Source organism: Methylocaldum sp. MU1018 (assembly GCF_053646775.1).
The window spans coordinates 3,194,665-3,214,589 of the sequence record NZ_CM132195.1; the positions used below are offsets into that span (position 1 = coordinate 3,194,665).

At 55.9% G+C, this 19,925-nt stretch carries 14 protein-coding genes; all 14 read right to left on the reverse strand.

Features of this window, described 5'->3' with window-relative positions; translation table 11 throughout:
- Positions 1-46 precede the first annotated feature (46 nt).
- Positions 47-1,036 carry a dihydroxyacetone kinase subunit DhaK gene (gene dhaK / locus ACWJKU_RS14645; protein WP_454143338.1) on the reverse strand — a complete coding sequence of 330 codons (990 nt, stop codon included), beginning with the start codon at positions 1,034-1,036 and terminating at the stop codon, positions 47-49.
- 224 nt (positions 1,037-1,260) lie between these two features.
- Positions 1,261-2,670: a PepSY-associated TM helix domain-containing protein gene (locus ACWJKU_RS14650; protein ID WP_454143340.1), complete on the reverse strand. Its 1,410-nt coding sequence runs from the start codon at positions 2,668-2,670 to the stop codon at positions 1,261-1,263.
- A gap of 455 nt (positions 2,671-3,125) precedes the next feature.
- The gene (locus tag ACWJKU_RS14655) at positions 3,126-5,549 is read right to left on the reverse strand and encodes a TonB-dependent siderophore receptor (RefSeq protein ID WP_454143342.1); all 2,424 of its coding nucleotides are present in this window, start codon (positions 5,547-5,549) and stop codon (positions 3,126-3,128) included.
- Positions 5,550-5,680: 131 nt separating this feature from the next.
- The gene (locus ACWJKU_RS14660; RefSeq protein WP_454143344.1) at positions 5,681-5,944 is read right to left on the reverse strand and encodes a hypothetical protein; all 264 of its coding nucleotides are present in this window, start codon (positions 5,942-5,944) and stop codon (positions 5,681-5,683) included.
- A gap of 334 nt (positions 5,945-6,278) precedes the next feature.
- The gene (locus ACWJKU_RS14665; protein ID WP_454148145.1) at positions 6,279-6,899 is read right to left on the reverse strand and encodes a methyltransferase domain-containing protein; all 621 of its coding nucleotides are present in this window, start codon (positions 6,897-6,899) and stop codon (positions 6,279-6,281) included.
- The gene (locus ACWJKU_RS14670; RefSeq protein WP_454143346.1) at positions 6,827-7,012 is read right to left on the reverse strand and encodes a hypothetical protein; all 186 of its coding nucleotides are present in this window, start codon (positions 7,010-7,012) and stop codon (positions 6,827-6,829) included. The genes ACWJKU_RS14665 and ACWJKU_RS14670 overlap by 73 nt, the downstream gene beginning before the upstream one ends.
- An 83-nt stretch (positions 7,013-7,095) precedes the next feature.
- The gene (locus tag ACWJKU_RS14675) at positions 7,096-8,265 is read right to left on the reverse strand and encodes a class I SAM-dependent methyltransferase (RefSeq protein WP_454143348.1); all 1,170 of its coding nucleotides are present in this window, start codon (positions 8,263-8,265) and stop codon (positions 7,096-7,098) included.
- A 279-nt stretch (positions 8,266-8,544) separates the two neighbouring features.
- On the reverse strand, positions 8,545-9,984 hold the full coding sequence (locus tag ACWJKU_RS14680) for a diaminobutyrate--2-oxoglutarate transaminase (RefSeq protein ID WP_454143350.1): 1,440 nt from the start codon (positions 9,982-9,984) through the stop codon (positions 8,545-8,547).
- A 102-nt stretch (positions 9,985-10,086) separates the two neighbouring features.
- A complete protein-coding gene (gene cysC / locus ACWJKU_RS14685) occupies positions 10,087-10,716 on the reverse strand; it encodes an adenylyl-sulfate kinase (protein ID WP_026611512.1) in 630 nt (209 codons plus the stop codon).
- Positions 10,717-10,768: 52 nt separating this feature from the next.
- The gene (locus ACWJKU_RS14690; protein WP_454143352.1) at positions 10,769-13,153 is read right to left on the reverse strand and encodes a penicillin acylase family protein; all 2,385 of its coding nucleotides are present in this window, start codon (positions 13,151-13,153) and stop codon (positions 10,769-10,771) included.
- A 77-nt stretch (positions 13,154-13,230) separates the two neighbouring features.
- Positions 13,231-14,943 carry a cyclic peptide export ABC transporter gene (locus tag ACWJKU_RS14695; RefSeq protein WP_454143354.1) on the reverse strand — a complete coding sequence of 571 codons (1,713 nt, stop codon included), beginning with the start codon at positions 14,941-14,943 and terminating at the stop codon, positions 13,231-13,233.
- A 46-nt stretch (positions 14,944-14,989) separates the two neighbouring features.
- Entirely contained in the window at positions 14,990-16,174 is a 1,185-nt protein-coding gene (locus ACWJKU_RS14700; RefSeq protein ID WP_454143356.1) for a sulfotransferase, read from the reverse strand.
- Positions 16,175-16,225: 51 nt separating this feature from the next.
- The gene (locus tag ACWJKU_RS14705) at positions 16,226-17,467 is read right to left on the reverse strand and encodes a sulfotransferase (protein ID WP_454143358.1); all 1,242 of its coding nucleotides are present in this window, start codon (positions 17,465-17,467) and stop codon (positions 16,226-16,228) included.
- Positions 17,468-17,539: 72 nt separating this feature from the next.
- Positions 17,540-19,570, reverse strand: coding sequence for a TonB-dependent siderophore receptor (locus ACWJKU_RS14710; protein WP_454143360.1), 2,031 nt, complete (start codon positions 19,568-19,570; stop codon positions 17,540-17,542).
- Positions 19,571-19,925 lie beyond the last annotated feature (355 nt).

Below are 19,925 nucleotides of genomic sequence, written 5' to 3' on the forward strand. Positions count from 1 at the left end.
TGATCGGGGCGATCGCCGGCGCCGTGGCGAAGAATTCGCCGTCAGCCTAACACCCCCACCGCAACGCCGCCGTGTGCACCGGCGCGTCCCACAGCCGGATCATCTCGTCATCCAGCAGAGTCAGGGTGACGGAGCAACCCGCCATATCCAGCGATGTGGTGAAATTGCCGACCAGCGAACGGACGACGTTCACCCCGCGCCGATCCCAGAATTGGCGAGCCAGATCGTAGACCAGATAAAGCTCCATCAGCGGCGTCGCGCCGAAGCCGTTGACGTGCAGCAAGGCCGGCTGGCCTCTGGCGGGTTTCAGCTCGCCGTCGATGGCGTGCGTCAGGTGCTCGACGATTTCTGAAGCGCCGGCCAAGGCCATGCGTTCCCGCCCCTTTTCGCCATGAATGCCCACGCCCATTTCCATTTCGTTGTCGGCGATCTCGAAGGTGGGCTTGCCCAGGGCCGGAACGGTGCAACTGGTCAGCGCCACGCCCATCGAGGCCGTCGCCCGCACCACCCGCTCGCCCAGCGCCTTGCAATTGGCGAGATCCATTCCGGTTTCCGCCGCCGCGCCGACGACCTTTTCGACGACGGTCGTCCCCGCCACGCCGCGCCGCCCCATGCCCTGGTGTTCGGGAATGGACACGTCGTCGTGCACAAGTACGGTCTCGTGGGGGCACTCGAGCATTTCCGCCGCGATCTCGAAATTCATGACATCGCCGGCGTAATTCTTGACGATGAACAACACGCCGCCGCCGTTTTCGGTCGCCTGTGCTGCGGCCAGCATTTGATCGGGCGTGGGCGAGGTGAACACCTGCCCCGGACAGGCGGCATCCAGCATCCCGAGACCGACGAAACCGGTGTGCAGGGGCTCGTGCCCGGAGCCACCGCCGGAAATCAGCGCCACCTTGCCCGGCGCGCGCGGGGCGGTGCGGGCCATGTAGCGGGGGTCCGGATTGAAGCGGACGATGTCGGCATGGGCCAGCGCAAAGCCGCGCTCGCTCTCGTCCAGCAGACTCTCGACAGAATTGATGAATTTCTTCATGGCGTTCCTTAAGACGTTCGATAACGCGTTAACCGAAGAGAGCGACCCACGGGGCTGGATAGCGTGCCTGAAAGTAAACCCACCGGGGCCTCTTCGGGTCGAGCCTTGTCGGAACAGCGGCAAGGCCATAGGACCCCGGAATCGAGCTTGCCGGCCGGTCTTCCTGCAGGGTCGGCAGAAAACCGGCGAAACCGCCCAAGTCTTTGTTCGTCTCCGGAGTCCGCCTATCGCGGGACTTTTCCAGGACTGGTTTTGTACTTACTGCGCATTGGCGCGGATACAGAAGCGTAATGCGTGCGTGCCCGGCGCTTGCGCAGCCAGATCACTATGCCGGTCACCGACAGCATCACGATAGCAAGCCCCAGAACACAGACGAAAATCCGATAGGGTAAGCCGAAAACCCTGGCTTCGTGCAGAGCATAGAGCCACTGCGTTACGGTGTAACCGAAATGCTGGGCGGTCGGCAGATATACGTCCAGTAACTGTCCGGAATAGAGATCGAAATTGACCGTCGTGTCGCCATTCCTATTCCCCACATCCAGGCTGCTCCTGACCCGATAGTGGTAGCGTCCCAGTTCCGGCTGGCGGTACAAGGCCCTCGGTTCGTCGATCGTAAAGCCATGAATTTCGGCTTCTTTCCGCACCAGGCGCTCGGCTGTGGCCTGAGCCTCTCGCCAGTCCAGCGGAACGCCGTTCGGAGGCGGCTCTCGCTGAGCCGACCCCGCCTCGTTCGGCAGGTCGAAAAACAGGCCCATCACCGGCCGGTAGACCTCTTTATGAAGACTGAAACCTACGCCGGACCAGGCGAAGACCAGGAGCATGACCCACAGCCATAGGCCGCCCGCGCGGTGCAAATCGAAATTGATGCGGCAAGCCGAAGCTTTCCACTTTACCAGCCAAGCGGGTTTCCAGCGCTGCCAGAAGGAGCGGTCTGCCGGGGCGCTCCGCCGTTCCACTTTCTCCTCCTGGGAAAGCTGATAATTCATAGGATATGCCGACGAAGAAGGCGCATCGATTGATGGACTCATGCCGGACCGCCCCGTCCGGCATCCGGCCGCAGCGCTTCGGGTATGCGCCACATGCCCTGCGGCGTTCCGCGACTTCCGACCGGCCGGCAAGGTCAGATAAAACGCCACGAAGCAATCGATCGTCCAGACCAGCGCGACGATGCCCAACACCCAGCGCCCCAGCGGCCCCAAGGCAAGGTTGTAGTGCAGACGGTAAATGAACGGCATCAGATTATCCAATCCGGTCGGCCAGTCGCTTACCATACGGCGCCCCAACTCCCGACCGGTCTCGGAATCGAAAACGAGCTGATTGAAATCGAGGTGATAAGGCTCGCCGGTTGCGGGATCATTGCGCGGGCCGACCCAAACGAGTACGGACCGTCCGAATGGATCGGCATAGACCCGAGTCACTTCGGCTTGCGGCAGCAAGGCTTGTGCCTTGAAAGCCAGTTCCCCCAACCCCATCGCGTGCGCCGGTTTGGTTGCCGGGAACAGATCGGGCGTAAGGGTCCGGTTGAGCTCCGGAAAAAAAGCCAGCAGGCTGCCTGTCAATCCTACGAGGATCAGAAAACCGGCCGCAAGAAGACCGGTGTAACGATGCCACAGCACCCAGAAATGACGATTCATTTTGCGTTCCTATATGGCTTAAATAACAAGAACAAGGCGTGAAATGTCGGGGTTCGCGCATCACCCTGCCTGCCAGCTCCTACCCGAACACCGGAATACCGCCGGTCACTCCGATAAAGCCGGCGCGCTACGGAAACGAGACTCATACCGACCGCCGCGGTTTGAGGCGTGCTTTGAATGGGAAAAGCGGTCTGATCAAGCGTTGCGCGGCCGTCGCGTTTCACATTTCGACACGCAAGCTCATGTCGTTCGCTCTGCCCTTGGAGTATTTCCCGGTTTGGCGTAGCCCGCCCGGACGTAGGCCGGAAATCCCTTCCAGACGTTACTGTCGGCACGGGATTGCTGACCTGCAATCGGTCATCTCGCCCTACAGTGCGGGTGTACACGGCGGTCTCCCCTTCCGCACCGCCGTACTGCGGCGAAAACGCTCTCGTGGTCCGCCCCGAGCGGCAGGCTCAATACTCCACCCGCAAAGACCCTAAAAAGGTCAGGGGTTCGCCGGGACGGATATTCGCCCGGAAACTCGAATGGTCGTAATAAGTCTTGTCCAGCAGGTTATAGACGTTCAGCTGGGTCGTGATTCTCGAACCGAACTGCTCGAAGCTGTAGCCGACACTGGCATCCCAGCGGACATAGCCGGGAAGCTGGAAAGTGTTGGCATTGTCGCCCTCGCGCCGTCCGCGGATGTAAACACCCGTACCGAGGCTAAGGCCCCGCAAATAGCCCCTATCAAATTCGTATTTGGCCCAGAAGCTCCCTGAGTTACGCGGTACGGCGGCGAACCGGTTGCCCTTGTTTCCGCTGTTGTCCTTGGTGATCTCGGTATCGGTGTAGGCGTAGCTGCCGATCAGGCTCCAATTCTCCGTTACCCGGCCGGCCACATCGAGTTCGGCGCCGCGGCTGCGGGCTTCTCCGATAGCGACGCTGAAACCCGGATTGGCGGAATCCGGCGTAAGACTGTTCTGCTTGGTCAGGTCGTAGAAGGCCAGCGTGGAATTCAAACGCCCGCCGAAAAACTCCGTCTTGATCCCGACTTCGTACTGCTCCGCGGTTTGAGGATCGAACGGCTTGCCGCTGACGGAGCGTCCTCCGTTGTTGCTGCCGAAGGATTCGATGTAGTTCCCGTACAGCGAAAGCCAGGGCCACGGCTGGTAGAGGACACCGACGCGAGGGCTGAAGAACTCGGTGCGTTGCAGGTCCATCTTGAGATCGCCGAAGGAAACGGAAGAAGAACCCGAACCGCTTTCCGCCCAGTCCTGGCGCCCTCCGCCGAGAATATGCAGTTTGTCCCAGAGGGTGATCTGGTCCTGAAAGTAAATTCCGTACCATTGGTCGCGCCGCTCGAAAAAGAGATTGTCGTCGCGCGCCGTCAGCGAGGATAAATCGACACCATAGACAGGATCGAAGATATCGATGGGCGGAACCAGGGGCGTATCTCCCGAGAAGCCGTCAGCTTGCTGATCCAGGCGGAAGAAATCGAGACCGGCGAGAACGGCGTGCTCCGCTATCCCGGTCGCGAAACGGCCCGTCAGATCCAGATTGGTGCCGTAAGAACTGCGACTCTGCGCCGTACGCCACAAGCTGCGGTCCAAGGTCCGGTTGTCGGGGCGAAGACCATTGGCAAACAGAATCGTCTGATCGTAATCGACGGTCAGGTACTGAAAGCGGTTGGTCAGCTTCCAATCGCCGTTGAACCGATAAGACCAATCCAGTCCCACGAGCACCCGCTCTTGCGTGTTGGGATTCCTGCGATTGGCCGTCGAATCTCCCAAATACCGGCTGATGGGGATAGGCGCAGGTCTGTTTCCTATAGCGGGAATGCCGCTGTCGCTGCCGTCTTCGACGAACTCGTCGTACTGGTATTCGACGTCGAGGTTAAACGCCAGCCGATCCGCGGGCTGCCAGGCGAGCGACGGCGCCACGAACACGTGTTCTTGCGAGACGAAATCCCGAAACGAGCGGTTGCTCTTGTAGGCGATGTTCATCCGATACAGCAGCGAGCGGTCGTCGAGCAACGGCCCGGTGGCGTCCACCGTGGTGCGATAGAGGTCGTACGAGCCGAACTGCTGTTGTACCGAGTAATAGGCTTCGTCCAACGGTCGTTTGGTCGCAAGATTAACGAGTCCCCCTGGCTCGATACGCCCGAACAGCACCGCCGCGGGACCTTTGAGAACCTCAATCCTCTCCAAATTGGCCGTTTCCAGAAAAGAAATCGACGTTTGCCGGAGACCGTTGCGGTAAGTATTTCCGAGACCGGTATCGAATCCGCGAAGCATGAAATTGTCGTAAAACGTGTAAGCGCCGGACTGTATGCCGCTCACGTTTTTCAGAGCATCGCCGACGGAAATCGCCTGCTGATCGTCCATTACTGGCCGGGATACCGTCTGAACCGAGACCGGCGTCTCCATAATCGGTGTATCGGTTTTGGTGGCGGTGACGGCGTTCAGGACAGCGTAATCCTTGTTATAGGGATCGTCGGCACCGTGGCCGCCTCTGGCGGTCACAGTTATTTTTCCAAGCGCGATATCGCCCTGTTCGCTAGGATTTGCCTGGGCCTCCGCAGCCCTCCGCTTCAGCGTGACCGTGTGCGGGTCGATGAAATGGGCTTGCACCGGCAGCGCGCTCAGCAGAATCCGAAGCGCCTCGGCTGGAACGTAAGCGCCCTTCAGCGGCGTACTCCGCAGGACTTGTGCGATGTCACCCTCGTAGAGAACCTGGATACGGCTCTGCGTCGAGAATGCCGTCAGGGCGCTTGCGAGATCTTGCGCCGGAATGTCGAATTGAACGACGGCCTGCGTATCGGTTGACGGCGCTACCGCCGGTTCGGGCTCTCTCGCAACGGCGGGAACCGGCACATGCATCGCCAGCGCCGCCGCCATAGCGACTCCTCTGTGAACGCAGACGTTTTCCAGGCCAGACTTCGGAGACTTGCGGCATCTCATCGTTATTGTTCTGGATGATTGTTCTATTTATTGAACGAGTCTATGGCAACGATCAACGCGGCTACAGGTTAATGACGAAAGATCGAGACCGACCCCGTATTCGAGGGGCCAAAAATTTCCGATGAATCGTCATCCAAGAGGGCCAAGACTTCCGCAAGTGATTCGAATGGCGCGATCAGAATGCCCTCGATGGCCGTTCCGGCGAGGGCCACCGGCTCGGGCCGCACCGGTACGATGCCCTGGGACAGTCCGCCGCAGATGGAAGCGGTTTGCTTGATCGCTTCCAACTCACGGATCGCCTCCTCAATGGGGATGTAAAAGGACTGCTCCACGCCGCCCCCGGATAGTTCACGCCAATCCCGATCCGATCCCGCTAGCCGGCGGCTCAAGTATTGCAGTGGCGAACTGTTCTTTTCGGGTCAATGCCAGTCAAAATGTTTGGTTGCTCTTAGCCTTATCAGCGGATTTTTCATCGTGATACTTCTCAGGGACTAAGCAAGACCACAGCGATATTCAACCTCCTTTTCTGTATTTCCCGTTTTAGCGTCGTGCGGCCACGCGAGATCTAAAAATGTTTCGCCGGCGATTTCATCAAACGAGCGTAGATTATTGAACAGTTATCTTGCTGATAGCGGCAATCCATCTTCTGGCTACAATGGCGAGACATTAGTCCTTAACCGCTAAAAAACCCACGAAATTCATCCACTGAAAAAACGTAGAAACATGACTAAAACCTGCATCAAATAGCATTTGCATATTTTCACTTACAAAAAATGGAATCAATCGATTTTCAAGAGCTTCTCTTTTCTTTGAGATTTCAAGCTCCGTATATCCCATATCCCTTTTGAATCCATCATAATATTCAATAAACAACTTATTTATGAATAAGTCCTCCTGAATGGTTTTTTCCACCAAGATAAGGCAGCCCCCTGAGCAAAGATTTTCAAAGGCCGATTTGATTATATTTTTACGCAATAAAGGCCGCGTAAATTGCAGCGCCAAGTTCATAATAACGACGCTTGGTTTTCCATGGCCGTAAAACGTCGGGTCGTTGATATCTTTTCCAACCCACTCTATCCGATGATCGCCCGCGCCGTTTTCGAAATTTAACCGACTTTTCTCGAGCATATCCGGCGAATTGTCCACACCCACTATTTTTAACGGGGCAACTGCCCGCTGTAACAGAGCCTTTATGGTATTACCCGTCGAGCACCCTAAATCGTAGATCCATCCATCCTGACGGAATCGATTGCCAGATCCGCAGTTAACAATTGGATTGTTGCATATCCCGGTACGCTACGGCTTACCATATCATCAAAAACATTGACAACTCTCTGATCAAATACAAACGATTCAGCTATATTTGTGTCTTCGGTGTTAAAAATAGTATCAACATTCATCCTATGACTCCGAGTTTTTATGGATCTACCAATAATATGGTTTATAAAGCTCCCATCTGAAGATCTGGAACACCACTATAGAACTATGAAATATCAATTAACGAATAATATACAATCATGGCGAGAATAAATTCGATAAAATCATCTTCACTCAACATTGCGCCACTGGCGATTACTTTTTCATAAATATTACTAACTGTTTGACTTCCATCCATATTTCCTAATATTAACTCCAGAAGATCAGCATTTATCTTCTCAATTGGGAGCCATTCCGATTTCACATTTACTTGAATCGATTCTGCTACGTAGCCGGTATTAAACATTTGTCTTTTTATGATGGAAATTTCCCGCCGACCGATAATGCGTGGCACTGTCTCCCAAATCGCCCGGTTGCCGCCTAAAAAATAATCAGAAAAAATATCTCTATTTTCAGAAAGGCTATTTTTCGATTTTCTGACAACAAAAAAATGACATTCGTGATCAGCAATCAACCCGCCGTCATAGATGCTGCTAAAATTCCATAATTTGAATCTTTTCCTCTCCGACAATACAACCGAGAATCCGAGCTTTTCAAGCAATGGCTCCATTTCCTTTGGCGACCTTACTCCGAATTCTACTGGATCTCCCGGTACGGAAATTGGAACCGAAAAGTTAATCCATAAACCGTTTTCGTCAAGAACGCGTGATATTTCGCTCGCAAAACGGTCAATGTCACCTACAAGGTCTAACAAGAACTGAGTTACTACAACCGATATGGTTTGATCGTCGAATGGCAACCGTGTTACATCCGCTGAGATCAGACGAACATTGGTTATTGGCTGGGGTGCTTCTATTCTTATGCTTTGCCACGCGGCATCCGGCAAATTGAACGTCATCCCATGTCCTTCGATCAGGGATTTCGCGGATAACAAGGTAGGAAGCGCCAAATCGATTCCGTAGGCGTTTCGAGTATGCCGAGCAATGTGATAGAGAAGGCCGCATGCCCCACATCCTAAGACTGCGACGGAATCTATGGAGTGTCCACATTCTTCGATTAGCGCCTTTGTGACCAGATCTTTCACGGTAACGAAATCTTCCGATCCAGACCAATCTTGATAAAAATACTTGAGCATGTACTCGAATGGACGTCCGGAGGTATAGCTAAAAAACCAATCCAAAAACTCATTCGAGTATTCTAAGGATTCGATACTGCTTAATATTGGCGCTAAATGGGTCTCCATCAACGACAAATTGGTAGAAATACCTCCCATCATTCGTTTCCCACGTTCTATCAGATCATCCGGCAGTCCGAATCTCTCGTTGCTTTTAAGCAGTTTCGTAATATTTATAAGCCTTGATCTCTCATTTTCGATCGCATTGACACAAGAAAACAGATAAGGGTCGGGCCGTAATAAAAAAAGAGGGATGTCATTTATTATGGGATATTTCTTTCCGCACGAAGCACAACTCACCCTCTTGCTATCGGTTACACGCAAAATGCCCCTGCATCTAACGCAGCAATAACGTGTCACATCCATAGTAATCGCCCAAGCCTAAACTTTTGATGCCGCGGCGACGGAGTTCTCTACGATCGCCGCGATCCGGTCGATTTCCTCCGCAGTCACGATCAGCGGCGGCAAAAACCGCAGCACACTTCCTTTTCGGCCACCCAGTTCCAATATCAACCCGCGGCTCAGGCATTCCGCCTGAATTCGGCGCGCCAGCTCGGGATGCGGAGGATAAGCCCCGAGGCGATCCGGCTCGGCCCGAGCGTTGACCACCTCGACGCCGATCATCAATCCACGGCCTCGCACGTTTCCAAGACAGGGAAATTCGTCCTGAATCATCCGCAAACATTCCATCAGCCGTTCGCCCATGGCGGCGGCGTGGCAGTCCAGTTCCTTTTCCTTCACGAAACGCAGGGTGGCGCTGCCTGCCGCCATGGCCATCTGGTTTCCGCGAAACGTACCCGCATGTGCGCCGGGCTGCCACGCATCCAGGTCCTGACGGTAAACGATGACACTGAGAGGCAGGCCGCCGCCGATAGCTTTGGAAAGCACCAATACGTCGGGAACGATGCCGGCATGCTCGAAGGCAAACATCCGCCCCGTGCGGCCTATTCCGGTCTGCACTTCATCAATGATCAAGGGGATATCCCTCTCGCGGGTGATGCGCCGAATCTCCCGGAGCCACTCATCCGGCACCGGAATGACGCCGCCCTCCCCTTGCACCGGTTCGAGAATCATGCCAGCGGGCGCCGCGATGCCGCTGTTGGAGTCGTCCAACAGCCGTTCGATGTAATCCAGGGAAGCTCGCCAGCCCGCTTCTCCGCCGAGGTTAAAAGGGCAACGATAGGCGTAGGGAAACGGCAGAAAATGCACGTCCGCCATCAGCCCGGATACCGCCAGCTTCGGGCCGAGTTCGCCGGTCAATCCCAAGGCGCCGTGGGTCATGCCGTGATAAGCACCATGAAAGGCAAGGATGGAGCGCCGGCCGGTGACGGTCTTGACCAGCTTGATCGCCGCTTCGACGGCGTCCGCGCCGGACGGTCCGCAGAACTGGATGCGGGCTCGGTCGACGAATGCCTTCGGCAGCGTGGAGAAAAGTTCCTCCACGAAGCGGTCTTTGATCGGTGTCGTGAGGTCCAGGGTTTGAAAAGGAATGCGGTCCGCCAAGGCCCGCTCGATGGCTTCCGTTACAACCGGATGATAATGCCCCAATGCCAGAGCCCCGGCGCCGGACAAACAGTCGATGTAAGACTTGCCGCTGGCGTCTTCCAGATAAAGTCCTTGCGCCCGTCTCAAGGCTATCGGCAACCGGCGCGGATAGCTGCGGGCGTTGGATTCAATAGCCGCCTGGCGGCGGAGGTAATGGCCATTGTCCACTGCCTCGGTCACCTGCCCCACCCCTCCGGCCGAGAGTGCCGTGCTCTCCGCATCATCCGGGACCCCCTCGTTCAGAGCGCACTCCGCTTCGAGTGAAACGATTTTCATCCTGGTACTCCTGTTCTTATCGAATTTGTTCGGTCATTACCAATAAGGTCGCTAAAAACCCTTCGAAGAAGGTCGATTTTCCCGGCGCCATTCGCCGAGTGGTCACGGTCCCCCTCGCTCCTTTCGGGGTGAACCGGCCAGATCCGGCAGCTTTCCATGCACCCGCAGATAGGCGATGACGGCAGCCGCGCATTCCTCCAAGCCGTCATGTCCCGTGAAAACCTCGATTTCAGGATTGTCGGGCGCCTCGTAGGGCGAGGAGATGCCCGTAAATTCCGATATTTCTCCCCGCCGCGCCTTTTGATACAGCCCTTTGGGATCGCGCCGCTCGCACACCTGCAGCGGCGTGTTGCAGTAAACTTCAATGAATTCCCCGGGCTCCACCAGTCCGCGCACCATTTCCCGATCCGCGCGAAACGGAGAAATGAAGGCCGTGAGCACAATGATGCCGGCGTCCCAAAAAAGCTTTGCCGTTTCGCCAACGCGACGGATGTTTTCCTGGCGATCTTCGCTGCTGAAACCGAGATCCGAGCACAACCCGTGTCGAACATTGTCGCCGTCGAGAACGTAAGTACGACATCCGCTTTGAAATAGACTTTCTTCCACCCGGTTGGCCAAGGTTGATTTGCCCGCCCCGGACAAGCCGGTGAACCATAAGATCAATCCGCCATGCCCGTTCTCCCGTTCTCGGTCGCTTCGCGCCACCGTTGACCGATGCCAAACGATGTTCATTGGAAGCGCCTTCCCGATCTGACCAATCTCCACATCAACCACATCCTTCTCCTTATCGTGTCTTGATCGGCCGAAACTTCAGCCGATGTACCGTTTCGCCCGCCAATAGTTCCGATGCCGCGCCGTCCACCCAGTTTTTCTGCTGATCCCGGTAGAACTCCGAAAGCGGATGCCCGGACTGCCCGGCCGGCATATGGAAAATCGCGCTCGCCTCGTGGCCCGGAGCCACGACCAGACGCTCGCTGGCGCCGCCCCGGACGTTCGCCAAACGTACGCAGTGGCGGCATCCCGGTATTGCCTGCTCCGGCATGTTGAAGACCGCATCGAGCAGCGGCGCGACAGCGGAAAACGGGTGTTCGATACGGGCCTTGTTGACACACCCCCAGGTCAGATCATCCAGCGTGCCGGCGCCGCAATTCGCCATCGTCCGATGCGTTGCCTCCTTCAGCTTGGCCAAAATGAAGGCGTCCCAATCGGGGTAAACGTCTCTCTCCGGCTGCAATTCCGGCGCTCGGGCTTCCAATAATGCCCGTAACGGTTCGTCCATATTGCGCCAGTTGTATTCGAAATCCGGATCCAGTTCGCGGCATCGCGCGAAAAAGGGCGAGAGCACGGCGTCCGCCAAAATCCGGCGGAATTCCACCAGAACCGGAAGGCCCCGGGAGCCGGGTTCGGCCCGACCGTCCCAGGCCTCGAGATAACGCCGCAGACCGTTCGATTCCGCTTCGGCATCGTCCTTTCGTTTCCGGTCAAGAATGGCCAGGGCCAAATTTTCGTAGTAGCGATAGAAGTCGGTTTGGGTATCCAGTTGTACCTTCAGTAGGTCCCATTCCGTGATATTGCCCATTTCCGCGAGCCGTTCGGAAATCCGGTACGCGCGATAACCGCTGTCGAAATCATGCCCGACGACGTGGGAATACTCCCGCCCCACCATGCGCTGGTTGGCATTGACCAGATATCCCGCGGGCGGATTGACGATGCGCGGTTTGTCTTTGCCTGGGACGTACCCCTTCCAGCCCCTAGCGCCCTCCGCCCAAGACCGGCTGACCAGACCGTCCAACCCGACTCTTGCCGGAATCCGGCCTGCGTAGGTCCAGCCGATGTTGCCCTTGCCGTCCGCGACCAGCCCATTCAAGGGCGGTCCCCCGGCCTGCTGGAGAATCGCCAAGGCTTGGAACACATCCTCGGCATCGCCGAAGCGCAATAAATCCAAATCGGTCGCGCGCGGGTCCAAGGCCGTCCAATGCACGGCCACCGGCTTCCCGAGCAACGGCTCGGGCAACACGGGCCCCCAAATCGTGGTGCGCACCTCGACGGCCGTATCAGGCATGCCTTTGACGCGGATCGTCTCTCGGCGCGATCCGAATTCCGCGCTCCCGGAAGGTGTCCGGTAAACCGCAGGGTCTTGCCCATCGACGTCGAGCGAAACGAAATCGAGGAAATCGCCCGCGACATTGGTGAAACCCCAGGCGACGCGGCGATTGGTACCGGAAATGAACAGCGGCACTCCCGGCAGAGTAATCCCGGACAAGAAACCATCCCCGAGGTGCACTTCGGCGCGATACCAGATATTGGGCACCCGAAGTTCCAGGTGCATGTCGTTCGCCAGTATCGCGCGTCCGTCCCCGGTCTTCCGCGGACCGACCAGCCATCCGTTGGAACCCGCCACGATCTCGGAAACGCCCACCAATCCGGCCTGTCGGCGGGAACTCCCGCTCAACAGTGCGGCCAGCGCCTCCCGCGGCAGAGGTTGCGGCGGTCGCCTGGCTATCGAGCCAGCGGCGGCGCTGTCGGCATAGCGATCGGAGTCGGGCGTAAAAAAAGCCAGAATCTCCGGCCCCAACGCGGCTTCCATCACCGTCGTCATGCGCTCCTTTTCGCCGCCCCCCCAAGTAAGCGTCTCGAACATGCCCAGCACCACCAAGAGACTGTCCTCGGCGCGCCACGGCTCGGGACGGTAGTTCAAAGCGAGAAATTCGAACGGCAGCACCTTCGTCTTTTCCATGGCCTGGTTGATGCCACCGACGTAAGCGTTCAGGACGGCTTTCTGATCGTCCGGCAGGCGCGCCACGATATCCGCGGCGACGTGCCCGAAACCCATGATGCGGTGCCAGCGGTCGCTGTCCAGCAGAGGCGCTCCCAAAATCTCGGCGAGTCGTCCGGCGCCGCGCCGCCGCAACAGATCCATCTGGAACAGGCGCTCTTGGGCGGTCACGAAGCCCAGCGCCCTGAAGGCATCCTCCCGCGTTGCGGTCAGGATGCGCGGAATGCCGTGCTGGTCGAATTCGACATCGACGGGCGCATGGAATCCCTCCATGGCATAGGCCACATCCCGTTCCGGCAACGATGCCCGCAGAATCAAAAAAGCCCCGCCGACGGCGACAATCACCGCCAATACGGTCGCGACGGCAACGTTGCGCACCAGTCTGGAAATCATCGGATTACCCTTTAATAACAAACACGGGGCAACCGTTGCGCCGCTCGCACGCGGGTCATAAACGGCCGGGCATGCGCCTACAGAGCGCCCGCATACTGTTCTGCCCTATGCTCATCATCTTGCCGGCTTGGACGAGTCAAAGCTTCCCCGACGGCACCCTTCGCTTCGGGTACGAATATTTCCGTGATTTTTCCGTCTTCCAGCCGCACACAGCGGTCGGCCAGATGGAAATAACCGTCGTCGTGGGTAATCACCACCACCGTCTTGCCCCTGGCCTTCAGCGACGGCAGGATGTCGGCGTAGAAAATCGTCTTGAATACCGGGTCCTGGTCGGCGGCCCACTCGTCGAAAACATAGAACGGGCGGTCTTCGAGATAGGCCACCAGCAAGGCCAGGCGCTTGCGCTGGCCCTGGGAAAGATCCAGGGTAGAAAACCGGCCGTTTTCTATCTTGACCTTGTGATCGAGTTGCAGCTGTCTGAGGTATTCCTGCGCCTTTTCGTCCAGCTCCCGATTTTCGAAACCCAGCAGACTCTCGAAAAGATAAAAATCGGAAAACACCACGGAAAAGTGCTGGCGATAAAACTCCCGATTCGCATCGGTGATCGGTTCGCCGTTGAGACGAATGACACCGCGTTCCGGCACATAAAGCCCGATCAGCAGCAAAGCCAGCGTGGTCTTGCCGCTGCCGTTGCCGCCGATGAGAAAGATCAGTTCGCCGGGAACCAATTCCAGACTGATCGGGCCGAGCAAAAAGTCCCCGACCGTATCGTCCCGAAAATAGCGGTGCGTCACATCGACAAGCGCCACGCGGCTGATCCCGTCCGTTTCGGCCCGCGTATCCCGGCTTTGCCGCAGACGAGAATCCGCTTCGATATCCAGGCTCAGATGATTCAACTTCCCCAGGGCGACTTGAGCCCGCCCCAGGACGGGCAAGCCGTTGAACAGGTTCACCAGCGGCGCCATCATGTACATCACGGCAAGGACGGCGCCGGCCACGGTTTCCATCGGCAACGGCAGATATTTCGGCAGCACGAACAAGAACAGGCCGATGACGAGATAAAACAGCCCCGTTCCCCAATTGGCCCCGAGCACATAGGCGGTCATCCCGGAAACCTGGTGCCGCTTCCCCCGGTCGGCCGTCGCCTGCAATTCGTCGACGAAAAATGCGAGCTGCTTTTCCCGGTTGAGCTGCAACTCCTTGACGCCTTCGGTCAGTCCGCGGAAATGCTGGAAAAGCCGGTCTTCGCATTTGCGCGCGCTCTTGAATCGTCCGATGGCGCGACGCTGGACGCCGCGAAAACTCAGCACGCCGAGAACCATGACCGCCGCCATCACCGCAAAAAGCTGCGGCGACAGCCAGCCCACGTAGGCGAGGCAACCGAACACGGTGGCAAGATTGATGCACAGCAACGGAATCCAGGAAAACGACTCGGCGATCGCGGCGACGTCATCGGTAAGATTCGCCAGCAAGCGCGGCGCGCCCAATTCCTGCAACCGGCGATAGGACGTGGCGAGAATTTTCCGCGCCAACTCCCCGCGCAGCCGAAACAGGGCCGACTGGCCGAGCCGCGTCAGAAGCAGCGAGGAACATATGCGGCTGGACACCATCAGCGCGATGAGAACCACGAATATCCACTCCAAGGGATAGGAAGCGTATTCCTCGTGGAAAACCACGGCGACCACGAACGCGACCAACCCGGCGCTGCAAAGGCCATTCAGCAGGCCGGCGCAAAGCGCCAACACCATCTGCCGCTTGGCCGCGCGCAACAAGAAAAAAATGAGCGTCATGAAAATCCCCTGTGAACAGACGCTTGCCGGAAACACGGCATCCCCACTACGCCAGCAGCAGCTTGCCGAAACTGGTCGCCAGGCTGACGTTTCCGGCGATGCCGATGGCGCCGCTTTCGAAAGCGTCCACCACGGAACGCTTGCCGGCGGCCAAGTCGATCAGGGTGTCCGCCGCCAGGGTGATGACGCAATCCGTCGCGCGGCCGCCCGGCTCTATCACGCCTTTGGGCTTGGTCAGGTCGATCGTCCATTCCTGTTGCTCGCAGCCGCTTATCACCAACTTGCAGGTTCCGCCGATGGTCCGGCCATAGTCGGCCTTGCGGTCTATCGCTTGCTTGAACTGCTCCAGCACCGCGGCCACGCCGGTGCCGGTTTCGGACCTCTCTACCGGCCCCGGTTGTTCCGCATAACCCAATTCCGCCAGCAGCGCTTCGATGCGCGCCCGCAGCGGCGCCGGCACGGTGTTGAGCGGAAGCGAGGCGCCGCTACCGATGGAATCCGTATGAACCTTATTGGAGAAATGGAACTTGATATCCCCTTCGGCGAAACCGTCCCGAGGCTTGCCGAAGGTCTTTTCCAGCAAGGCGCTGTCCCACTTAAGGCCCAGAAAGGCGAACAAGCCGGACAGGGTTTCTTCGGGCTGCCTGACCAAGGTCTCGTAATTCACCCGGTAACAGCGCCCGGCGTTGGCCTTCTCGAATTCCAGGATGGCGCTGTTGCGTTCCACCCAATATTCGGCAATCGCCGCCACCACGTTATGCGGGCTTTTCTGGATATGGCCGCAGACTTCCGGCAAAAATCCCAGGCGGCACATGGAAATGTACGATTGCACGACGTCCAGGCCATGCCGATACAGGCAGATGTACCGTGCCTCGGGCAGGGCTTGGCGGATGGTCTGCAAGTGATTGAGGTTGACCAGGGATTTGTCGCACCAAAACCGGGCGTTGCCTTCGGCAACATAACTCTGCATCAGGCGGCCGACGATTTCACCCGCCTTGGCGATCGCCCGTTCGCGGCGCTGGGATTCCGTCAAGCCGTTGGCCAGATGCGCCAGGGACAAATAACTGGTGGAATAAACTGCTTCGCACAGCGGCCCGATCATAAATGCCGAAGCGAATATGTCCGGGTGAGAATCGATCATATTTCTCAACAATGTAGAGCCCGAACGTTTTAACGAAAGAATGAGCACAGGCGCCTTGTTTTGAATGTCCTGTTTCAGCTCGGTTTTCATATACGAATCCTCTTGACTTATTCCTTTTAATCGAGTTATTAACCCACTTATCTAATTAAATAAAATCCGACCAAATTCAAATGCCGCAGCCACATTTCCGATAACCTCCAATTTTCCCTCTTCGTATGCAGAAACTGGATTTTGTTTCTTTTCAACCATATCGATAAGCAGATCGGATGTAAGTAATATTGTACAGGTCGTTTTTTGGTCATCGGTTCTCCGTATCTTTTCTGAAGCAGTCGGATCAATTATCCATATTCCGCCCTCCACATCGGAAACGATAACCTTGCAGCTTTTGCCAACCAGATTTGCTGGCCCGATTCTCTTACCACGTGCCGCAAAGCTCCGATCCAAAAAATCGCGTATTCGACCATTATCAGATCGATATGCGGGAGCTTTTCCCTCGGTAGCTTCTTTCCTGTCCGCATGGAAATCAAAATAATCGTCAATGGATGGATAACCTAGACACGCCAGTAATTCGTCTGCCTGCCTACGCATGGCATCAGTTATAAAATCTCGCGGTATTGCGTATCCTTTTCCAATCGAATCCATATGAATATTGTGCTCAAACTCTATCTTGGTATCCCCTTCACCCTTATCATGTTGTGCGCAAAAACACTGCTCCAAAATGGCATCGTTCCAATCGACCCCCATGAACTCGAACATGGCAGGTAACACTCGCGCCGGATCGGATACAAGCGACTCGTAAGTGAGCCGATGCGTCTTATTCTTGTTCTTACCTTCAAATTCCAGGAGTTTTCTGGTTTTATCCGTCCAACTCTCGATCACAGCGGTAACGAAATTCTCCGGAGATCTGCTAAGATAAGACGACAATTCCGGCATAAAACCAAACTTTGAAGTTCTTATACAAGAGTAAGCTACATCCATACAATGCCTGTATAAAAGGATATATCCTGCCTCCGTAAAAGTCCTATCCAGAACCGTAAGATACTCGACATTCGCCGTTGTCTTGTCGCACCACATTCGCTTTCCCTTAGCATTAACATAACGACCCATCAAATTCTCGACAGTCTGCCGAGCCTCTGCAAAGGCAATCCGCTGTTTCTCTTCCTCATCATCGTCAATACTCACTTGACTTATGGAGTAATAAGCTGACGTATAGAGAGAGTGGCACAGTTTTCCCAGGTAAAGTTGTCCAGGACAGCATATATCGTGATGAGTATCCACAATATATCGCAGGAGCGTCGATCCTGAGCGTTCACAGGACAATATGAATATCGGAAGGCTGCCTACCGTTCGATTCAAAATAATTGACGATTTATTGGCGTTCATTCCTGTCTCGCAACTAATAATAGAGTCTCAAATACCGAATACTCACCTCAGGGTATTGGTTTCGATGGAGAGCTAATATTCCAACCTCAAAGACCCGATGACCGTGAGAGGCTCGCCCGGGTTGATGTCGAATCTCGGGTTTCCGCCAACATCCAGAAATTTATAGTATTGCTTGTCCAGGATATTGTTTACATTCACTTGCGCCGTGATTTTCGAAGCGCCGATGTTCCATTGATAGGCTGCCATGGCGTCCCAGCGAACAAACCCGGGCAACTGCACGTCGTTTTGTGCATTACCTTGCCTTTGGCCCGAGATATAAACGCCCGTTCCCACCTTGAATCCGAGAGGTAATTCGTAATTCGCCCATAAACTGCCCGCGTGCTCCGGCACATTTGGCAAACGGTGGCCTTCATTTCCGTTGTTATCTTTTAGCACTCGGGTATCGGTATAGGCATAGCTGCCGATTACACTCAGCTCGTCGGTCAGATGGCCGGTGAAATCGAATTCAACACCCCGACTCCGCGCCTCGCCGATGGCCTCTTGAATGGCCGGACCGGTGACGGTTGAAGGATCGACCCTGGCGGCGGTCAAAATGTTTTCCTTGGTCAGTTCGTAAACCGCCAGATTGGCGTTGAAACGTCCATCCAACAATTCCAGTTTCACCCCACCCTCAAATTGTTCAGCAAACTCGGGATCGAACGGCTTGCCGTCCGCCGATTGCCCCGCATTGGCGGCACCCAGGGCATGAGTCCAGTCGGCATACAGGGATAACCAATCCCTCGGGCTAAACAAGAGCCCGACGCGGGGACTGAATTCGTTATTTCTGACCGTATTCAAGTTCGGAGAGCCGGTCGACGAAAAGCCGCTCGCATTTTCCGCCCAGTCGTAACGGCCGCTGAAAAGCAAATGAAGATTACGGGTCAGATCGATCTGATCCTGGAGATAAACGCCGAACCACTGTTGCTTGGTGGAAAAAAAATTGTTGACGGGAAGGTTGTCGGGAATGGCTATCCCGTAAACCGGGTTAAATGTATCCAGTGCCGGAATAAAATCTGCGCCTGTCAGAAACGTTACGCCGCGGCGACTCTGAAAACGCAGAAAATCGAATCCGACCAACACATTATGCTGAGTGCCGAATGCCTCGAATTTCCCGTTGAGATTGATATCGGTCGCATAGGTCTCCCGCTCGGTGAGACCATTGAACAGGCCTCTGTTGATAGTCCGATTATCCGCTCGCAGGGAAATGGGAATGATGTTCCGGTTGAAGGTGTCGACGAAGTTGATGACGAACTTCTGTTGTGCTCGCCAGTTGTCGTTGAAACGGTGCGTCCAGCCGATGTGCCCGAGATGGCTTTCGGCTTCGTTCAGGGACAAATCAGGTTCACCGATGAATCGGCTGATGGGGACTTTGGCGGGCCGATTTCCGATCGCGGGGATGCCGCGATCGCCGGTTACCGCATCGTCTTTGAACTCGTATCCGAAGTTGATATCGGTGTTCTCGGTAAGCCTCCAAGTCAACTGAGGCGCTACGAATTTGCGTTCCCGATCGACGAAATCCCGAAACGAGCCGCTGTCCAGATAAACGAAGTTGAGACGGTAGGACAGATCGCCGTTATCAGTAACCGGCCCTGTGGCATCGAGGGTCGTGCGGTATAGATCAAATGAACCGAACTGTTGGCCCAGCGAATAATAGCGTTCGGTCAACGGCTTTTTCGTCACCATATTGACGAGACCGCCCGGCTCGATCCGCCCAAACAATGCCGACGCCGGCCCCTTGAGGACCTCGGTACGATCCAGATTAGCGGTTTCGAAAGACTGCTCCGCGAGCCGTAATCCATCTCGATAGACCGTAAATCGCGTATCGAAACCGCGAATAATGAATGAATCGAAGAGATCGCCGAGCTGGCGCTTTACTTGGACGCCGCTGACGTTTCTCACAATATCCTCCAATCGGATAGCCTGTTGATCATCCATCACGGCCCGCGGCACCACCTGGATCGATGCCGGCGTCTCCATGAGCGGCGTGTCGGTTTTGGTGGCAGTAGTCGCGTCTGGCACGTAATAACGGCCACGCTGTTCTTCCTCGTCCTCATACTTGTCCATTACCGTCACCATATCCAGGGAAATAGGTGATTCTGCCGGTTTCGGACTTTCTTTTCCGGCCGTTTTGGCTTCAGCGCTCTTCTGAAGCGATTTCCTCTCGGAAGATGCGTTATCCATTTCTTCCGTGCCGACGCGATTTTCGATAGGAATTTCCGCCGCTCGTGCACTGAGGGCGCTTATAAACAAAGCCGCCACGCAGATATTCAGATTCGAAAAGGGTCGATTGTTTTTCTCATTCATTATTACTCCCCCATTAGCTCACAGAATTGCTATACCTGTTTTAAAATAGTTTTTTCCAACGATGCCATGACTTGATTTTCCAAACGATATTCAGCCAGCCACGACCTCGAATTTC